Origin of the sequence: Acinetobacter sp. CIP 53.82 (genome assembly GCF_000369465.1) — a bacterium.
In the GTDB taxonomy this organism is placed as follows: domain Bacteria; phylum Pseudomonadota; class Gammaproteobacteria; order Pseudomonadales; family Moraxellaceae; genus Acinetobacter; species Acinetobacter indicus.
In genome coordinates, this window is sequence record NZ_KB850046.1 from 1,302,960 (window position 1) to 1,321,374 (window position 18,415).

At 48.8% G+C, this 18,415-nt stretch carries 16 protein-coding genes and 1 rRNA gene; 13 read left to right on the forward strand and 4 right to left on the reverse strand.

Going from position 1 to position 18,415, the window contains the following annotated elements; translation table 11 throughout:
• Nucleotides 1–25: 25 nt before the first annotated feature.
• From F905_RS11765 to F905_RS11800, 8 genes are all read left to right on the forward strand, one after another.
• Entirely contained in the window at nucleotides 26–379 is a 354-nt protein-coding gene (locus F905_RS11765; RefSeq protein WP_005180985.1) for an RcnB family protein, read from the forward strand.
• Between the two features lie 134 nt (nucleotides 380–513).
• A complete protein-coding gene (argA, locus tag F905_RS11770) occupies nucleotides 514–1,869 on the forward strand; it encodes an amino-acid N-acetyltransferase (RefSeq protein WP_005180988.1) in 1,356 nt (451 codons plus the stop codon).
• 334 nt (nucleotides 1,870–2,203) lie between these two features.
• Complete coding sequence (locus tag F905_RS11775; RefSeq protein WP_005180991.1) at nucleotides 2,204–3,187, forward strand: sulfonate ABC transporter substrate-binding protein; 984 nt, start codon at nucleotides 2,204–2,206, stop codon at nucleotides 3,185–3,187.
• A 10-nt stretch (nucleotides 3,188–3,197) separates the two neighbouring features.
• Nucleotides 3,198–4,193, forward strand: coding sequence for an aliphatic sulfonate ABC transporter substrate-binding protein (locus F905_RS11780; RefSeq protein ID WP_005180994.1), 996 nt, complete (start codon nucleotides 3,198–3,200; stop codon nucleotides 4,191–4,193).
• Between the two features lie 36 nt (nucleotides 4,194–4,229).
• Complete coding sequence (ssuD, locus tag F905_RS11785) at nucleotides 4,230–5,405, forward strand: FMNH2-dependent alkanesulfonate monooxygenase (protein WP_005180997.1); 1,176 nt, start codon at nucleotides 4,230–4,232, stop codon at nucleotides 5,403–5,405.
• Nucleotides 5,405–6,220, forward strand: coding sequence for an aliphatic sulfonate ABC transporter permease SsuC (gene ssuC / locus F905_RS11790; protein ID WP_005181008.1), 816 nt, complete (start codon nucleotides 5,405–5,407; stop codon nucleotides 6,218–6,220). The genes ssuD and ssuC overlap by 1 nt, the downstream gene beginning before the upstream one ends.
• Nucleotides 6,221–6,233: 13 nt before the next feature.
• Entirely contained in the window at nucleotides 6,234–7,037 is an 804-nt protein-coding gene (locus tag F905_RS11795; protein ID WP_005181014.1) for an ABC transporter ATP-binding protein, read from the forward strand.
• 382 nt (nucleotides 7,038–7,419) lie between these two features.
• Entirely contained in the window at nucleotides 7,420–8,073 is a 654-nt protein-coding gene (locus F905_RS11800) for a TetR family transcriptional regulator C-terminal domain-containing protein (protein ID WP_005181018.1), read from the forward strand.
• Between the two features lie 43 nt (nucleotides 8,074–8,116).
• Here the strand turns inward: F905_RS11800 and F905_RS11805 are convergent, their stop codons facing one another.
• A complete protein-coding gene (locus F905_RS11805) occupies nucleotides 8,117–8,683 on the reverse strand; it encodes a 5'-methylthioadenosine/S-adenosylhomocysteine nucleosidase family protein (protein ID WP_005181021.1) in 567 nt (188 codons plus the stop codon).
• 298 nt (nucleotides 8,684–8,981) lie between these two features.
• On the opposite strand from F905_RS11805, the gene ribF reads away from it, so the two are divergent.
• From ribF to F905_RS11830, 5 genes are all read left to right on the forward strand, one after another.
• Nucleotides 8,982–9,986, forward strand: coding sequence for a riboflavin biosynthesis protein RibF (ribF, locus tag F905_RS11810; protein ID WP_005181026.1), 1,005 nt, complete (start codon nucleotides 8,982–8,984; stop codon nucleotides 9,984–9,986).
• Between the two features lie 61 nt (nucleotides 9,987–10,047).
• Nucleotides 10,048–12,894 (forward strand): isoleucine--tRNA ligase, encoded by a 2,847-nt coding sequence (gene ileS, locus F905_RS11815; protein WP_005181028.1) that lies wholly within the window; start codon nucleotides 10,048–10,050, stop codon nucleotides 12,892–12,894.
• Complete coding sequence (gene lspA / locus F905_RS11820; RefSeq protein WP_005181030.1) at nucleotides 12,887–13,426, forward strand: signal peptidase II; 540 nt, start codon at nucleotides 12,887–12,889, stop codon at nucleotides 13,424–13,426. The genes ileS and lspA overlap by 8 nt, the downstream gene beginning before the upstream one ends.
• The gene (locus tag F905_RS11825; protein WP_005181033.1) at nucleotides 13,419–13,901 is read left to right on the forward strand and encodes an FKBP-type peptidyl-prolyl cis-trans isomerase; all 483 of its coding nucleotides are present in this window, start codon (nucleotides 13,419–13,421) and stop codon (nucleotides 13,899–13,901) included. The genes lspA and F905_RS11825 overlap by 8 nt, the downstream gene beginning before the upstream one ends.
• A 140-nt stretch (nucleotides 13,902–14,041) precedes the next feature.
• Complete coding sequence (locus F905_RS11830; protein ID WP_005181039.1) at nucleotides 14,042–14,584, forward strand: NADPH-dependent FMN reductase; 543 nt, start codon at nucleotides 14,042–14,044, stop codon at nucleotides 14,582–14,584.
• Between the two features lie 503 nt (nucleotides 14,585–15,087).
• Here F905_RS11830 and F905_RS11835 read toward each other — a convergent pair.
• The 3 genes from F905_RS11835 to rrf all read right to left on the reverse strand — a co-directional run bounded on the left by F905_RS11835 (nucleotide 15,088) and on the right by rrf (nucleotide 18,376).
• Nucleotides 15,088–16,254, reverse strand: coding sequence for a PQQ-dependent sugar dehydrogenase (locus tag F905_RS11835; protein ID WP_005181040.1), 1,167 nt, complete (start codon nucleotides 16,252–16,254; stop codon nucleotides 15,088–15,090).
• Between the two features lie 370 nt (nucleotides 16,255–16,624).
• Nucleotides 16,625–17,974 (reverse strand): aromatic acid/H+ symport family MFS transporter, encoded by a 1,350-nt coding sequence (locus F905_RS11840; protein ID WP_005181042.1) that lies wholly within the window; start codon nucleotides 17,972–17,974, stop codon nucleotides 16,625–16,627.
• 287 nt (nucleotides 17,975–18,261) lie between these two features.
• Nucleotides 18,262–18,376, reverse strand: a 5S ribosomal RNA gene (gene rrf / locus F905_RS11845).
• Nucleotides 18,377–18,415: the final 39 nt, after the last annotated feature.

Genomic DNA, 18,415 nt, shown 5'->3' on the forward strand with positions numbered 1-18,415 from the left:
ACAGTTTGACTCAAAGGTGAGCGTCATGAAAAAAGTATTAACCACCATTGCCCTGTCTTTAAGTGCGTTTATGGCTACTACAGCCATGGCTGCGCCTGATCATCGTGATCATGACCGTCGTGCGGCAACCCACTACAAACATCAGGACAGCCGTTGGGACCGTGATCATAAACGTCCGGTTGTGCGTGTAAATCCGAGCCGTGACTGGCGTGTGGGCCAGACCTTACCGCGTGCCTATGACCAGTCCCGTTATAAAGTCAGTGACCGCGAAGCGCGTCGTTTACCAAACACCGGCCGTTATCAGCAGTGGTACAAAATTAATGGCGATTACGTGATGATCAACGAACGTACCAACCGGATTATTCGCATTATGGGCTAAGGGTTTCGTCTCATTTTCCCTTCCCTCTTTACACCTGAACCACCCCGTTCAGGTGTTTTTTTATTTTTTCAGCTTACGCCCCGGTATTTTTTGATTAGAATCCGCTATAAGACTTTTGCTTGATTGAGACCGGCATGCACCTGAATTCTACCGAAACATCACACAGCACAACTTTGCAATATGTGCACTGGTTTCGACATTCTGCGCCTTATATCAATGCCCATCGCAATAAAACCTTTGTGCTGATGTTTGATGGTGAAGCGGTCCTGCATGACAATTTCCAGCATATTATTCACGATATTGCCCTGCTGCATTCGCTGGGTATCCGGCTGGTGCTGGTGCATGGTGCCCGCCCGCAGATTAACCAGAATTTACAGGCCAGCCAGATCGACACCCCGTTTCATCAGCAGCGCCGCATTACCACCCGCGAATCGTTAAGCTGTGTCATGAATGCGGTCGGTTCAATTCGCCTGCAGATTGAAGCCCTGCTGTCGATGGGACTGGCCAACTCGCCGATGTACGGCGCCCGCATTGATGTGGTCTCAGGTAATTTTATTACCGCCAAACCCTATGGTATTCGCGATGGAGTCGATTTCCAGCTGACCGGCGAAGTGCGCAGTGTCGATACCGATGCCATTCAGCGTCATCTGGACAATCATAATATTGTCGTGCTCGGCCCGACCGGCTATTCCACAACAGGCGAAGTGTTTAATTTACTGGCTGAAGAAGTCGCCACCAAAACCGCAATTCGCCTGCAAGCCGACAAGCTGATTTTCTTGGGCAAACAGCAGGGTTTACTGAATGAACAGGGTCAGCTGCAACGTGAAATCCGCCCATCCCAGCTCAATCATTATATTGGTCTGTATCAGGCCAGCCAGCCGGAAATGGCCCTGCATTTACGCGGCGCACAGGATGCTGCCACTCAGGGCGTCAATCGCGTACATCTGATTTCCTATGCCTCTGATGGCGCACTACTGGAAGAGCTGTTTACCCGCGATGGTGCCGGTACCATGATTACCGATGCCCATTATGAAGAAGTGCGCACCGCCAATATTCAGGATGTCGGCGGTCTCATCAGCCTGCTGCGCCCGCTGGAAGAAGAAGGTGTGCTGGTCTACCGTTCGCGGGAACGGCTGGAAAATGAAATTGAACAGTTTGCGGTGATTGAACGTGATGGCACCATTCTGGCCTGTGCGGCGCTGTATCCGCTACCGGTCAGCGACAATGAACTGCGCTCGGCGGAAATTGCCTGCGTGGCGGTACATCCGGCCTATCGTAAATCCAATCGTGGCAGCCAGATTCTGCATTATCTGGAAGATAAAGCCCGTAGCCTTGGTATTCAGCAGCTGTTTATTCTGACCACCCGTACTGCGCACTGGTTTCTGGAACAGGGCTTTGAGCCGGCCAGTGTCGATGACTTACCCAATGCCCGCCAAGCCTTATACAACTACCAGCGTAATTCACTGGTCTGTAAAAAGTCACTCACCTAGTCTGTTCAAGGCCGGCTTTAGCTCAATTTGACATATGCTTATCTGCAGCCGGCCCAATTCTGCTGCATCTTACATTAGCAAGAATGGGCATAAGCTTATTCCTGCGCCTTCAATTCCATAAAAATATTTTAAATACAACAATTTAACACTTAAGATTTTAATAGATTATCCATTTTATAAATCAGATTTATGTATAAGATTTGCACATCTTTATTTATCTTTTTTCCTGATTAGAAATTCCTGATTTGTTATTTTTTTCGAAAAAGAAAAATCTTTAAGGTAGCTCTCATTCTCCACTTTTGAATTTTTTTAATTTCCGAGAGCAGGTATTTTCATGAGCAGCCTACGCCGTATTTTTTCAACTCAAAGCGCTATTTTATCTGCCGTGGTGGCGGGTGCCATGTTCATGACTGCCTGTAGCAGCCCCAAAGACGCCGACAACATTACCCTGAATATCGGCTTCCAGAAATACGGCATTTTACCGATTGTCAAAGAGCGCGGTGAACTGGAGCAGGCCCTAAAAGCCCAGGGTGTACAGGTGAAATGGGTAGAATTTCCAGCCGGTCCGCAATTATTGGAAGGTTTAAATGTCGGCAGTGTGGCCTTTGGTGAAGCCGGCGAAGCACCGCCCATTTTTGCGCAGGCAGCCAATTCCAAACTGGTCTATGTGGCCAACCAGCCTAAAGCGCCGCTAGCTGAGGCCTTAATTGTGCCTAAAGATTCGGCCATTCAGTCGGTGCAGGATCTAAAAGGCAAACGCATTGCTCTGAACAAAGGCTCCAATGTGCATTATCTGCTGCTGAAGCTGTTAGCAGCCAACCAGCTTAGCCTGCACGATATTCAAGTGGTGTATTTACCCCCATCCGATGCCCGCGCAGCCTTTGAACGTGGTTCGGTGGATGCCTGGGTGATCTGGGATCCGTTCTTTGCCGCAGCCGAACACCAGATTGGCGCACGGGTCATTGCCACCGGCGAAAATCTGGTCAGCAACCATCAGTTCTATCTGGCGGATCGTCAGTTTGCCGAACAGCATCCGCAGGTTCTAGACACCGTGGTGCAAAGCTTGAACAGCACCACGCAATGGGTGGCCCAGCATCAGGATGAAGCGGCTCAACTGCTGCAAAAACCGACCGGCCTGGATGTCGAGGTCTTAAAAACTTCAATTTCCCGTATGGGCTTTGGCGTACAGGCCATCTCTAGTGACGTGGCCAAAGAACAGCAATATGTAGCTGATGCCTTTTATCAGCAAAAGCTGATTCCACAGCAAATTCAGATTCAGGCGGCCCTGCTGAATACGCAGTCGACACAACAAGAATGAGGAATAAAAGATGCGTAAATTAACAACCTGGGCGCTGCTGGGCATTTCCACGCTGGGACTGGGTCTCAGCGGCTGCCAGAAACCGGAAGCCCACAAGGCGGTAACAGACAACAACTCAACTGAACAGGCGGTGAAAACCATTTCTATTGGCTACCAGAAATCTTCCTTAAATTTACTGGTGGCACGTGATGAAAAACTGCTGGAACAGCAGTTCCCACGAGCCAAAATTGAATGGAAAGAATTTCCGGCCGGACCCCAAATGCTGGAAGCCCTGGCCGTTGGCGCAGTCGATTATGGTTCAGTGGGGAATACCCCGCCCATTTTTGCCCAGGCGGCTGGCAAGGAGCTGAACTATGTCGGCTATGAAGTCTATGCCGACCATTCACTGGCCTTAGTGGTGCCGCAGCAAAGTGCCATACAGACCCTGCAGGATTTAAAAGGCAAACGTATTGCCCTGCAAAAAGGCTCCAATGCCCATGAATTTCTGGCCAAAGTGCTGGCCAAAGCCAACTTGAACTGGTCAGATATTCAGCCAATCTGGCTGCCACCGGCCGATGCACGTGCTGCCTTTGACAAGCAGTCGATTGATGCCTGGGCCATCTGGGACCCGTTCCTGTCTGCGGCTGAACTGCATGGACAGGCCCGCCCGCTGATCAAGACCGGTGAGTTTGACCAGACCTATTCGTTTTATGTGGCCAATCCCAAATTTATTGCCGCACATCCACAGGCCACCACCGGCTTTCTGGCGGCCCTGAATGCCGCGGATCAGTGGATTGTTAAACACCAGTCTCAGGCCCTAGAAATTTATCAGAAAAATACCGGCCTGGACCCGGCGGTCGCCAAAAACGCCTTTGACCGCCGCCTGAAACCATCACCGATTCAAAGCTTAAATCCGACGGTCATTCAGGCTCAGCAGAAAATTGCTGACCAGTTCTATCAGCTCAAGCTGATTCCAAAACCGATTGAGGTCCAGCCCATTGTCTGGACGGCTCCAACTGCAGATTGATGACCGAGTAATCCCATTGAAATAAAGGACGATAATATGAAAATTTTCTGGTTTATTCCCACCCATGGTGACAGCCGCTATTTAGGTACCAGCAAAGGTGGCCGTCAGGTCGATCATGCCTATATGAAACAGATTGCGGTGGCAGTGGACAATTTAGGTTATGAAGGTGTGCTGATTCCAACCGGCCGTTCTTGCGAAGATCCGTGGATTACTGCAGCCAGTTTAATTGATGCGACCCAGAACCTGAAATTTCTGGTGGCCTTGCGTCCAGGCGTGACCACACCAGCCTTAGCAGCGCGTATGGCGGCGACGTTTGACCGTTTATCTGGCGGCCGGGTGTTACTGAATCTGGTCACGGGCGGTGATGAACAGGAACTGAAAGGTGATGGTGTCTATGAAGATCATGCCACGCGTTATCAAACGGCTGCGGAATACACCACCATCTGGCGTGAAATTTTAACCCGCTCGCATACAGGTGAATCGTTCAGCTTCCACGGCGAACGCTTACAGGTCGATGAAGCCAAGCTGCTCTATCCACCAGTCCAGCAACCATATCCACCGCTCTGGTTTGGTGGCTCTTCCGATGCAGCCATTGAGCTGGCCACCGATCAGGTCGACACCTATTTAACCTGGGGCGAACCGCCGGCAGCAGTAAAAGAAAAAATTGAAACGGTACGTGCCAAAGCCGCGGCCAAAGGCCGCAGTCTAAACTATGGCATCCGTCTGCATGTGATTGTACGTGAAACCAATGAAGAAGCCTGGCAAGCAGCCAACGCGCTGATCCAGTATGTCGATGATGCCACCATTGCCGCAGCACAGGCCAAGTTTAAAGCGATGGATTCCGTCGGTCAGCGCCGTATGGCTGAACTGCACAATGGCGATCGCAGCAAACTGGAAGTCTCCCCAAATCTTTGGGCAGGCGTAGGCCTGGTACGTGGTGGAGCCGGTACGGCACTGGTCGGTGACCCTGAAACAGTGGCGGCCCGTATTCAGGAATATGCCGACCTGGGTATTAGCACCTTTATTTTCTCCTGCTATCCGCATCTGGAAGAATCCATCCGTTTTGCCGAACTGGTGTTCCCGCTGTTGCCGCTGGAAACCCGCAAGAAACTGGCACAACCGAATTTGACCGGTCCTTTTGGGGAAATTGTTGCGAATAACTATGTCGCCGCAGACAGCCGGGCGAGCAAACAGCTGAAGGAGCCGGCCTGATGAGTAAAACCATTTCCCTGGAGCAGCTGGCAGAGGCCAAAGTTTCACGTGGAACATCATTTGGGCAGCGGATGCTGCCCTGGCTGGTGCCATTATTACTGATTGCTTTCTGGCAACTGGCCTCAAGTACCGGCCTGCTGGAAAGCCGGATTTTACCGGCACCAACGGCAGTGGTTAGTGCCTTCTGGGGCTTACTGGTCAGTGGCGAGCTGTGGCAGCACGTTCAGGTCAGTGCCGGACGTGCCCTCCTCGGCTTGTTGATTGGCGGTGGTTTGGGCCTGCTGCTTGGCCTGTTAAATGGCTCCTCCAAAACCGCCTCGACCCTGCTGGATACCACCTTGCAGATGATTCGTAATATTCCGGCTTTGGCGCTGATTCCGCTGGTGATTCTCTGGTTCGGGATTGATGAAACAGCCAAATTATTTCTGGTTGCGATTGGCGTGTTCTTTCCCATTTACATTAATACCTATCATGGCATTCGCTCGGTCGATCCACAGCTGATTGAAATGGGCAAAAGCTACGGCCTGAGCCGCTGGCAACTGTATAAGGAAATTATCTTGCCGGGTGCAATGCCTTCAATTCTGGTCGGTCTGCGCTTTTCTTTAGGTCTGGTCTGGGTGCTGCTAATTGTCGCCGAAACCATCTCCGCCCAATCCGGGATTGGCTATATGACTATGAACGCGCGTGAGTTTTTACAGACCGATATCGTGCTGGTTGGCATCCTGCTGTATGCCCTGCTGGGTAAACTGGCCGACGTACTGGCCGTGGCTTTGGAACGCTATTTACTGCGCTGGCATGCCGGCTACCAGAAATAAGGAGTAAGCGAAGATGAGTAATTTAATTGCCGGCTTGCATACCGAGCACAGCAGTTCGAAACTGCGCAGCAATCCGGATATTCAGCCGCAGGCGGTGGCAGGTGCGGAAATCCTGATTGAACAGTTACACAAGTTTTATGGTTCGGTGAAGGTGCTGCAAGATCTGGATCTGCATATTCAGCCGGGCGAATTTCTGGCCATTGTCGGACGTAGTGGCTGTGGCAAAAGCACCCTGCTGCGTTTAATTGCCGATCTGGAAAAGCCAAGCTACGGCGAAATCAAATTTAAGTCGGCACAGCATATCCGCGAAGGCATTACCTCGGATGATATCCGAGTGATGTTTCAGGACCCGCGTCTGCTGCCATGGCGCAGCATCGAGCAGAATGTGCAGCTTGGTCTGGGCAAAGACCAGTACGCACATGCCAGCGCCCTGCTGGAAAAAGTCGGTCTGAAAGACAAAGCCGGGCTATGGCCCTCGCAACTGTCTGGCGGTCAACGACAACGTACCGCGTTGGTACGTGCCCTGTCGCATCAACCGCGGATTTTATTGCTGGATGAACCTTTAGGTGCACTGGATGCCCTGACCCGTCTGGAAATGCAGAAGCTGATTGAACGGCTCTGGACCGAACAGGGCTTTACTGCCATTTTAGTCACCCATGATGTCAGTGAAGCGGTACAGCTGGCCGACCGGATTATTCTGCTCGATCGTGGTCATATTGCCAAAACCTTTCAGGTCAATTTACCGCGCCCGCGGCAAAAAAGTATTGCCTTTGCCGAACTGGAGCAGCAGGTGCTAGATGCAGTCTTGGCCACATGAGGATTAATTTTGGTCTGAGCCTGCCCCCGCAGCTTTACCCTTAAATTCCGGCTCAATTTAAGGGTAAAACTTCATCTCGGTTTATGAAACTTTTGTGACATAGGCCCGAATAGATGCAGGATTATTTCTATAAACTATGTCTTATATTTTGATTTAAAATAAAAGAATAAAAAATCTTTGAAATCAAGCCTTCAGTTATATTTTTTACCAGACTCAAAAAGTGTGCTTTATAGGGCTTAAATTTAACAATCCTGGGGAAATTATTAGTTAATCTACAAAATTCTGCTGCATTTATCATAATTTGCAATAGACGAGGATGCACAAAACTGATGATTTGACGTACAATTCGTGATTCCCCCTTTTCATTGTTTTTTAATTGCTAATGGAACAAAAAAAGAGTACTCAAAAACGACATCAGTTGCTGAACGCAGCACTCGACGTATTTTCCTTATACGGTTTTAATGGGGCGAGCTTAGATGAAATCGCTCAGATTGCAGAAATGCATAAGTCGAATATTTTCTATTACTATGAAAATAAAGAAGCGTTATATGTAGAAGTGCTGACCACTGTATTACAGAAATGGCTGGCGCCACTGCAAATGCTGGAAGCCGAGCTTGAACCTGAAGAAGCGATCACCAACTACTTATTGCAAAAGATTGAAGTGTCTCGCACCCAGCCAAAAGCTTCACGCCTGTTTGCGCTGGAAGTGATTCAGGGTGCCCCGCATATTCTGGAAATCCTGAAAGGTCCGCTGAAAAAACTGGTCAAGCGTAAAGCCAAAGTCATCAGCAACTGGCAGGAACAAGGCAAAATCTCCAAAGATATTGACCCTGAACTGCTGATTCTGAATATTTGGGCCCTGACCCAGAACTATGCAGACTTCGCGACGCAAATGGAAATGGTCACCGGCAAAACCCTGCGCAACCGCAGCATGCAGCAGCGCATTATCCAGCATACCGTGCATCTGATGCTTTATGGTATTGTGCCGCGTCCAGAACTGAATACCGCACCTCCCTCAGAATCAATCGACGATTGAGCATGATTTTGGCATACGACCATAGTTTGCTATGGTCGCCGAACTAAAAACCACTCTGCTGATATAACGACAATAATTTTTTCGCCCCCAGCAACAGATTTTCTTCCCAGTCCAGATGTGCCGTATCGTTGGCGCCATCGGTAATATATTTGACGGAAATCAGCCGTACATCCAGTTTTTTACAGACTTTGGCCAGCGCATAGCCTTCCATATCCACCAGATTACAGGCCACTTTCGGTGTACCAGTTTCAAAGCTGTCACCTGTGCCACAAATACCAGCCGGTAAATGGGAAAAATGCTGCGGCAAATGAATTTCCGCCGGATGATCGTCATCCATGGGCGTCACTCCGACCTGAAAACCCAACGGCGATACATCCATATCACGCTGTACAAACTGGGTCACTTCCACCAGCTCATGCGCATTAAAATAGGAGCTGCCGGCCGTACCTAAATTTAACAGGGTTTTACAGCCAGTTTTCTGAATTACCTCAAAGGCTTTAAAGGCAGCATTAATCTTGCCAATACCACTATAATGCACCTCGATGCCAGCCTGTTCAAACAGACCTTTGGATTCACTCGGCAATGCCATAATTAAGGCCAGATCCGACATTATTGCTTCTCTACCGCAGTTGCTGGGAGCCACATTAGAAAGCAAAAGGCAGAAAAATAAAAGCTATCCCTGAAATGACAGGTCTTCCAACGACTCCACTTTTTTTCATATCTATGCAGCTTTTCAGTACTGGCTACGCGTTTCCATTTTCATTCGCTCCTGATAAAAACCCGCCAGTGCTGTGGCACCGGTCAAAAATGAGCAAGAAAAATTTTGCATAAAAACAGAACAACAAGACGAATGTGTGAGAATATGGCAATATATAGCCTTTCTTAATGTATAACGTCATTCTTTGCCCATGCAGCTCCTCCGTCTGAATGCTTTAGCGCCTGATTTTCAACTGGAAAAAACTGCCGTTACCATCGGTAATTTTGACGGCGTGCATTTGGGACATCAGGCCATGATTGCCCAGCTAAAACAGCTGGCAGCAGCCCAGCAGCTGAAAACCCTGGTGATGATTTTCGAGCCACAGCCGCTGGAATTTTTTAAAGGCTATGAAGCGCCGCCACGCATCAGCTCCTTAAGAGAAAAAGTCGAATACTTAACCGAGCTGGGTGTAGACTATATTGCAGTCGCCAAATTTGATAATTATTTCCGCAGCTTAAGCGCCGAAGCCTTTGCCGACATACTCAAATATAAACTCAATGCCCACAGTCTGGTGCTGGGTGATGACTTCCATTTTGGCAAAAACCGTCAGGGCAATAGCGAGTTTTTGCAGCAATACGGCTTTCAGGTCACCAACTTAAACACTATTCTGGCCGATGGTGAACGGGTCAGCTCGACCCGGATCCGTCAGACCTTGCAGGCCGGCAATTTAGCGCTGGCAGCCAAATTGCTGGGGCGCCCGTATAGCATTACTGGCCGGGTACAATACGGCGACCAGATTGGCCGGACCATTGATTTTCCAACCATTAATGTCCGTCTGAACCGGCATAAACCCTGCCTGAACGGGATTTATGGCGTGGAAGTGCTCTGTGAAACTGAATCTTTAAAAGCCAAAGTTCAGGCAGAGAATCCGAACCAGCCGGGAATTGCCGGCTATGACCCGACCGCGCTGTTTGGCGCCGGTCATGTCGGCACCCGACCAGCCATCAAACAGGACCATCCGGAATGGCGATTAGAAGTACATTTCCCCGAGGTTTCTGCTAATCTGTATGGCCTGTTAATGCGGGTGACGTTCTTAAACTATTTACATGGCGAAAAGGACTATCCTTCGCTTGAAGCCTTAAAAGCTGGAATTGATGATGATGTGGAGAAACTGCTTGAGTTTCGCCGCAGCACCCCAAAATTCCCTTTTGAATAACTCACATTTTTACTGTAAAACGTGTCAGTCAAATGGCTGATTAAATTGGAAGACAACTTGCATGAGCGATAAGCAAACTCCTGAAAATGCAGTGGACTATAAAGCCACACTGAACCTCCCAGGTACTGACTTTGCAATGAAAGCAAACCTCGCAGTACGTGAAGCGAAATGGTTAGAAGAGTGGTATGCCGATGACATTTATCAGCAGATTCGTGCATCGCGTATCGGCAAGAAAAAATATGTGCTTCATGACGGCCCTCCGTACGCAAACGGTCAAATCCACCTTGGTCACGCGGTCAACAAGGTCCTGAAAGACATCATCATTAAAAGTCGTGTCATGGACGGTTTTGACGCGCCATATGTGCCAGGCTGGGACTGTCACGGTCTTCCAATTGAACTGAAAGTTGAAGAAAAAGTTGGCAAAGTCGGCGTCAAAGTTGATGCTTCGACCTTCCGTAAAGCCTGCCGTGAATATGCCTACACCCAGGTCGAACTACAAAAGAAAGACTTTATCCGTATGGGCGTGTTCGGCGACTGGAACAACCCATACCTGACCATGAACTTCAAGCAGGAAGCAGATATTGTCCGTTCTCTGGGTGCCATTGCCAAAGCCGGTCATATCGAGCCAGGCCTGAAGCCAGTGAACTGGTGTCTGGACTGTGGTTCAGCGCTGGCAGAAGCTGAAGTTGAATATGAAGATAAAAAATCCGATGCAATTGACGTCGGTTTTACAGTGGTTGACTTAGCTGATTTGTCTGCACGTCTAGGTGTTGATGTTAAAGACTCAACCGATATCGTGATCTGGACCACCACCCCATGGACCCTGCCAGCCAACCAGGCGGTAGCATTACATGCCGAACTTGAATATCAACTGGTCAAGGCGCGCGGTGAAGAACAGGCCGAGCAAAACTTTATTCTGGCAAAAACACTGGTAGAATCTGCGACCCAGCGTTATGGCTTCAATTCATTTGAAGTGCTGGCCGAGTTTGCCGGTAGCAAACTGGAAAATCTGGTGCTGCAACATCCGTTAATTACTGAGCGTCAAGTGCCGGTGATTCTGGGTGAACACGTCACCGATGCCAGCGGTACAGGTGCCGTGCATACTGCACCGGGCCACGGTGTAGACGACTATAAAGTCGGCCTGCAATACAACCTGAAAGTCGACAACCCGGTGGGCGGCAATGGCGTGTATTTACCGACTGCGCCAATTTTTGCCGGTGAACATATTTATAAAGCCAATCCGCAAATTATTGCTGCGCTGGGCGAAGCCAACAAATTGTGGGCACATCATCCAATCAAGCATAGCTATCCGCACTGCTGGCGTCATAAAACCCCGATTATCTTCCGTGCCACACCACAATGGTTTATCAGCATGGATGCCAAAGGTTTACGCCAAGGCGCCCTGAATGCAATTGAAAACGAGATCAGCTTCGTGCCAGATTGGGGTAAAAACCGGATTCAGGCAATGATCGAAGGCCGTCCGGACTGGTGTATTTCGCGTCAGCGTACCTGGGGCGTGCCAATCCCGTTCTTCGTGCATAAAGACACCAACGAACTGCATCCACGTACCCCTGAACTGATCGAAGAAGTGGCTAAACTGATCGAACAGGAAGGTATTGATGGCTGGTATAACCGTGAAGCCAAAGACTTCATTGGTGATGATGCTGAACACTACAACGCCGTACGTGACACCTTAGACGTCTGGTTTGACTCGGGTACAACCCACTATGCCGCGCTGCGTGAACGTGAAGAGCTGCAAGATCCGGCCGATCTGTACCTTGAAGGTTCGGATCAGCACCGTGGCTGGTTCCAGTCTTCACTGCTGACCTCGATTGCGATCAATGAACGTGCGCCATACAAAGGCTTGTTAACGCATGGTTTCGTGGTCGATGAAAAAGGCCGCAAAATGTCGAAGTCACTCGGGAATATCATTACCCCGCAAGACATCATTAAAGACATGGGTGCAGACGGCTTACGTTTCTGGATTGCCTCTGCGGATTACCGTTATGAAATGACCGCCGGTAAAGAAATCTTTAGCCGTGCCTCAGACGGTTACCGCCGTATTCGTAACACGCTGCGTTTCTTGCTGGCCAATTTAAACGGCTTTAAACCATCGACTGATGCCCTGCCGGTGGATCAGCTGATTGCGCTGGATCAATACATCCTGCAACGTGCGTCTGAAGTACAAGAAACCATCAAGAAAGCCTATGAAGATATGAACTTCCATATCGTCACCAGCGCCTTGACCAACTTCTGTATTAATGACTTGGGTGGTTTCTACCTCGACATCATCAAAGACCGTCAGTACACCACCAAAGCGGACTCGCAAGCGCGTCATTCTGCACAAACTGCGCTGTATCACCTGGTACAGGCCTTTGTACGCTGGATGGCGCCAATCCTGAGCTTCACTGCCCAAGAAGCGTGGCCACTGATTCCTGAGCAGTCAGAGAAATATGTATTCACCGCTGAATGGTATGAGCTGCCGGTGGCCTCTGAAGCCAACGTGCTGGCTGAAAGCGAATGGCAGACTTTAATTGCCGTAAAATCTGCCGTGAACAAGTTTATTGAAGCGGCGCGTACTGCAAAAACTGTCGGTTCTAACCTGTCTGCCAAAGTGGAGCTGTGGGCCAATGCCGAGCTGAAAGCGGTGCTGGATAAACTGGGCGATGAACTGCGTTTTGTCCTGATTACTTCTCAGGTGATTGTGAATGAGTTTGATGCCGCACAAGGCGAAGCTTCTGATCTTGACGGTCTGAACGTGAAAGTCTCTGCCGCAGATGGCGAGAAATGTGTACGCTGCTGGCACGTCCTGCCAGATGTGAATACACATCCTGCACATCCAGGTTTATGTGGTCGTTGTATTATTAACCTCCCGACAGGCCAAGGCGAAGAGAGAAAATATGCCTAATCCACAACCGAAAAAGGGCTTATTCCAGTTCTATCCGCACAATTTGTGGTGGATCGGACTGTCTATTGTGGCGATTATTCTGGATCAATGGACCAAATGGATTGCAGTCACCCATCTGAATTATGCAGATCCGGTGCCTGTGCTGCCCTTTTTAAATTGGACATTACTGCATAACTATGGCGCAGCCTTTAGTTTCTTGTCCGATGCGGGTGGCTGGCAACGCTATTTCTTCACCTCACTGGCAGGTTTGGTCTCCGTGATCTTTGTGTTCTGGCTGATGCGTATGCCAAAGAACATGCTGGTATTACCGCTGGCCATTGCCCTGATTCTGGGCGGGGCCATTGGTAACCTGATTGATCGGGTCGCTTTGGGCTATGTGGTCGACTTTATTCATGTTTACTACAACAACAGCCACTTCCCTGCCTTTAATATTGCAGATAGTGCCATTACCTTAGGCACCATCTTGCTTCTTATTGATACGTTTTTCCTGGAAAAACACCGTATTCAACGTGCGCAGGCGCAACATGACTGAATTTATCAATCCGAACGAAGACACTCGTATTGAAGCGGGTTCTAAAGTTGAACTTCACTTTTCTGTGGCCATTGAAAGCGGTCCGGAAATTGACAATACCCGTAGCCGTGCCGAACCGGTCAGTCTGGTGATGGGCGATGGCAGCCTGTTACCGGGTTTTGAAAAAGCCCTGTTTGGCTTGCGTGCTGGCGACCGTCGTACCGTCAGCCTGCCGCCCGAAGAAGCTTTTGGTCCATGGAACCCGGAAAATGTCCAAACCTTTGACACCGTCAAGTTTGAACAGCGTCCGGTTGAAGGCCACATGATCGAGTTTGAAGACAAGGCCAAACAAAGCCTGTATGGCGTGGTCAAATCGGTCAATGATGACATCACTGAAGTCGACTTTAACCATCCACTGGCCGGTAAAGACATTACCTTTGAAGTGGAAATCTTTAAAGTCACCCCAGCGGGCCAGCAAGGCATTCAACTGAAATAAAAGTTCCACATTTTTGAAAAGCTCCTTCGGGAGCTTTTTTTTTATGCCATTTTCATGAGGCAGATACAAACTAACTCTATTCAGGCTAACGCAATTCACGTTAATTTGATCCCTACAGCAAAAACAACACAGGATAAAACATGAATATTCAGATTATTGTCGGCAGTGTACGCGAGGGACGTACCGCTATTAAAGTCGCACACTGGGTACAGCAGGCCATTAAAAGCTATAACTTTAGTACCGTGCAGACCGAGCTGGTCGATTTAAAAGAATGGAATTTACCCCTGTTTGCCGGTCCAAATCCGCCGCTAAGCGGTATTTATGACCAGCCGCGTCAACAGGAATGGGCCGACAAAATTGCCCAGGGCGATGCCTTTATTTTTATCAGCCCCGAATATAACCATGGCTATAGCCCGGCCTTGAAAAATGCGCTGGATTATCTGGGCAAAGAGTGGCAAGGCAAACCGGCGGCTTATATCGGCTATGGTGCCACCAATGGATCACGCTCGATTGACCAGATCCGTCAGGTCGGCACCCAGCTGGGACTGATTGACAGCAATGCAGTGGTGGAAATCCGCGATATTTTTAGCCGTAACCGTAGCGAAAGCTTTGAACCGAATGAATTTGATGACAAGACCCTGAAACAGGTAGTCGACAAGCTGATTCAATATGTCAGCTCATAATGCCAGCAGCCCTGTAAGCATTTTCTTACAGCAGCTGTGGTGAACTGCGACTAGGGCGCAGAGCGCTTTCATTTTATAGTACCCACATACAGAGACAGGAGGTCTCTTAAATCAAAACAATAACAATAAAAGCAACAACAGCAGGATGCTGATCGGTACGACAGGAGTTATACCGGAATAATGAATCCAGAGAAGCCCGGACAGGATGTTCGGGCTTCTTTTATTTCAGTCCTTTATGTTCTGGTTCTTGTAGATGATGCGCTATTTTAAATCAATCGCTGTTGTACGCCTGAGCGTACAGTACTTGTCGGGTTTTGCGGCTGGTTGGTTCTGATCGCCTGACGTATATTAAAACCATACCGGGACAGGAGGTCTCGTTGCATAAAACAATAATCATAAGCCGCATGCAGGATGCACGCACAGATATAACAGGAGTGATATCTGAGAACTGAATCTAAAAAGCCCCGACAGGACGTCGGGGCTTTTTATTATCTACGAATTCATTATTTGGCTGTCATTTTCAGCAAGCTGGCGCCTTTGCCATCTTCAATGACCCATAAATGACCGTCACGCGCTTCAATCACCCCGCGAATACGCTGTTTCATGTCCAGCCGTTGTACTTCACGTACCGGTTGAGCCTGGGTATCAATCACAATAATCGCCTGCGACGACAATCCTCCGGCAATGGCCTTATTTTTCCACTGTGGAAACTGATCGCCACGGTAAAAGATTAAACTCGAAGGTGAAATAACCGGGGTCCAGTCCAGTTCTGGCGCTTTAAATTCTGGCCGGGTCGCATGATCCGGAATTGGCTGACCACTATAATGATCGCCATTGGACACGATCGGATAGCCATAATTGGCGCCTTTTTCAATCCGGTTCAGCTCATCTCCGCCTTTGGGTCCCATCTCAATTACCCACAGCTGCCCCGCCGGGTCAAATGCCATACCTAAGGGATTCCGATGCCCCAGGCTCCATACCTGTGCCGCAATCTGGCCCTGAGCACGGAACGGATTATCTGGCGCAGCGCTACCATCTGCATTTAAACGTAAGATTTTCCCTAAATTGGAATTCAGGTCCTGTGCCGGGTCAAACTTTTGTCGCTCTCCCGAACTGACCCACAAATAGCCGGCCTGATCAAATAACAGCCGGTGGGCATAATGCCCCTGCCCTGGAACTTTCGGCACTTGGACCCAGATCTGCTGTACATTTTTCAATTGTGGCTGAGCCGCATCTTTTAAATCCAGCTCGGCACGCGCCACCACCGCGCCATAACCGCCTGTGCCGGCTTCCACATAACTTAAATAGACCCAGCGATTCTGGGCAAACTGTGGATGCAGCGCGACATCACCCAAACCGCCCTGCCCGCCATAGGCAACTTTGGGGACACCTTTAACCTCAAGCAGCAGTTTATTGCTCGGGTTAAACAATTTGAGTCGTCCACGCTTTTCAGTAATTAACAAGCGGCCATCGGGCAGCTCAGCCATCGCCCACGGTTCCTGTAAGCGCGCCACCCGTTCCAGCTGATAAGACTGGCTGGTCTTGCTAGTTTCACTGCTTTGGGCGGCTTTCGCTGAATTGGCAGGCTCGGTCTGGGCATTACATCCGGTGGTTAATCCTGCGATGAGCAATGCCGCAGGCCAGGTCAAATATTGTTGTAGTTTTGCCATGACATTTCCTAAAACAGAACAGACAATACTTTGATTGTAGCCCAAAGCCAGTTTTGACCAAGAACACTTGCGTAACCTGCCGGACTTTGTCCGTTTTGGCTTACACCGAATGAAGACAATTGAGGCTAGGAGCAAACCCAGAATTTTCGTATTCTAAATTCATCAGGAAACAGGACGTTTCCCAAACGGAAAACAACAATAATTAGTTTGCGCACCAGGATCGTGAGGTACGACAGGAGTTATACCTAAAGCACGAAATACGAAGAAACCCCGTCAGGATGATGGGGTTTCTTTTTATCTGTGGTTTTTGTTTTCTTAATGCCATAAAAAAAGCCCCCAATCTATGGAGGCTTTTTTCATTTAATACCAATTAGGCTTTGGCAATCGCCGCTTTGCCTGCTTTAATCTGTTCTGCTTCATCTTCACTCATGATCAGCGCCACGGCAATTGCGGTAATCAATACCGGTAAACCGACAGCAATAAAGTTGAAGTGTGCTGGCAGGTTCATACCGAGTAAGCCACCAATCAGGATTGGTCCAACAATCGCACCCATACGGCCAATTGCAGATGACCAGCCAATTCCGGTTGAACGTACTGCCAGTGGATAGTATTGCGCCACATAACTATACAGCAACATTTGTGAACCGATTGACGCTGCACCCGCCAGGAATACCAGAATGTACAGCAAGAACTGGTTTGACTGGAAGCCCATCAGACTCATCACAATCGCGCCCATAATCCCCAGGAACATCAGTACCGGTTTCAGGTGGAAACGGTCAGCCAGAATACCACCGCCGACAATACCAACCACGGCACCCACGTTCATCACCATCATGAACATCAGACTGTTGTCCATTGAATAGCCTGCCGCCATCATCAGTTTCGGCAACCAGCTGCTTAAGGCGTACATGGTCAGCAAGCAGGTAAAGAACGCTAACCAGAACAATAAGGTGTTTAACGCACGGCCACGTTTGAATAGGCTCACCACGTTGGCTGCTTCCGGCACATCAACCTGATGCAGTTCAAATTTGGTTTCATTGCTGATCTGCACTTCTGGGGCCAAGCGGGCCATGATTGGACGCGCCTGTTCCTGCTTGTTCTCTTTCACAATAAACATCAGCGATTCAGGCAGGAATTTCCAGATAATCGGTAATAGCAACAGGGGAATACCGGCAATGAAGAACATGATTTCCCAGCCAAAGCTTGGGGTTAACCAGGCACCCAATAATGCTGCTATCACCCCACCCACTGCATAACCACTAAACATGGTGGTTACCAGCGTACTACGCATGTTCTTTGGCGCATATTCAGAGGTTAAAGCCACCAGGTTAGGCATCACCCCACCAATCCCTAAACCGGCCAGGAAGCGCAAAATACCGAATTCTGTTGGGTTAGAAGCAAAACCGCCAGCGAAGGTCAGACCACTGAATAACACAATACAGATCATGATGACTTTTTTACGGCCAATTTTGTCGGCCAATGAGCCGAAAATCATGGCACCGAACATCATCCCTGCCAATGCAGTACTGGCCAGCATACCGGCTTGCACCGCACTTAAGCCCCACTCGTCCATTAATAAAGGCAATACCACACCATTAATGGCTAAATCATAACCATCAAATAAAATGATCAGTAGACACCATGCCACTACATTAAAATGAAATGGTTTAAATTTTGCGTGATCAATGACATCATTTACGTTAATAGTTTGATGTGTCATTCCTCACCTCCTGTGAGTCTGTGTTTCAGTGAACTTCCATAGCAACCCATAATGAAGACCCTCATTTCGAGCCTTCTTCATCCACACTTTGCTAGTGGAGTAGATGGTGCAACTTTCACACAATTTACAGAAAATAAGAATTGAACATTAGTCTACAATCCTATTAATAATTAAAGTTTTATATATTATTCTCATTAGACATAAGTTTTATTTTGCTTTATTAAGCACACAAATTTTCTGCATAAAAAAATCCCCCTAGCTTTTAGCTAGGGGGATTTTGAATAATGAGCTGGCGATGACTTACTCTCACATGGGTAACCCCACACTACCATCAGCGCTAAGAGGTTTCACTTCTGAGTTCGGGAAGGGATCAGGTGGTTCACTCTTGCTATTGTCGCCAGCACAACTGTTATGGACTTGTTCGGGTCTTAGTTACTTTGC

What these genes read in the sequence shown, in the direction of transcription:
- F905_RS11805 (WP_005181021.1), bottom strand. Translation starts at nt 8,683, where the DNA reads ATGTCGGATCTGGCCTTAATTATGGCATTGCCGAGTGAATCCAAAGGT.
- F905_RS11800 (WP_005181018.1), top strand. Translation starts at nt 7,420, where the DNA reads ATGGAACAAAAAAAGAGTACTCAAAAACGACATCAGTTGCTGAACGCA.
- F905_RS11765 (WP_005180985.1), top strand. Translation starts at nt 26, where the DNA reads ATGAAAAAAGTATTAACCACCATTGCCCTGTCTTTAAGTGCGTTTATG.
- F905_RS11775 (WP_005180991.1), top strand. Translation starts at nt 2,204, where the DNA reads ATGAGCAGCCTACGCCGTATTTTTTCAACTCAAAGCGCTATTTTATCT.
- F905_RS11835 (WP_005181040.1), bottom strand. Translation starts at nt 16,254, where the DNA reads ATGGCAAAACTACAACAATATTTGACCTGGCCTGCGGCATTGCTCATC.
- F905_RS11825 (WP_005181033.1), top strand. Translation starts at nt 13,419, where the DNA reads ATGACTGAATTTATCAATCCGAACGAAGACACTCGTATTGAAGCGGGT.
- argA (WP_005180988.1), top strand. Translation starts at nt 514, where the DNA reads ATGCACCTGAATTCTACCGAAACATCACACAGCACAACTTTGCAATAT.
- F905_RS11795 (WP_005181014.1), top strand. Translation starts at nt 6,234, where the DNA reads ATGAGTAATTTAATTGCCGGCTTGCATACCGAGCACAGCAGTTCGAAA.
- lspA (WP_005181030.1), top strand. Translation starts at nt 12,887, where the DNA reads ATGCCTAATCCACAACCGAAAAAGGGCTTATTCCAGTTCTATCCGCAC.
- F905_RS11840 (WP_005181042.1), bottom strand. Translation starts at nt 17,974, where the DNA reads ATGACACATCAAACTATTAACGTAAATGATGTCATTGATCACGCAAAA.
- F905_RS11830 (WP_005181039.1), top strand. Translation starts at nt 14,042, where the DNA reads ATGAATATTCAGATTATTGTCGGCAGTGTACGCGAGGGACGTACCGCT.
- ssuC (WP_005181008.1), top strand. Translation starts at nt 5,405, where the DNA reads ATGAGTAAAACCATTTCCCTGGAGCAGCTGGCAGAGGCCAAAGTTTCA.
- ribF (WP_005181026.1), top strand. Translation starts at nt 8,982, where the DNA reads ATGCAGCTCCTCCGTCTGAATGCTTTAGCGCCTGATTTTCAACTGGAA.
- ileS (WP_005181028.1), top strand. Translation starts at nt 10,048, where the DNA reads ATGAGCGATAAGCAAACTCCTGAAAATGCAGTGGACTATAAAGCCACA.
- ssuD (WP_005180997.1), top strand. Translation starts at nt 4,230, where the DNA reads ATGAAAATTTTCTGGTTTATTCCCACCCATGGTGACAGCCGCTATTTA.
- F905_RS11780 (WP_005180994.1), top strand. Translation starts at nt 3,198, where the DNA reads ATGCGTAAATTAACAACCTGGGCGCTGCTGGGCATTTCCACGCTGGGA.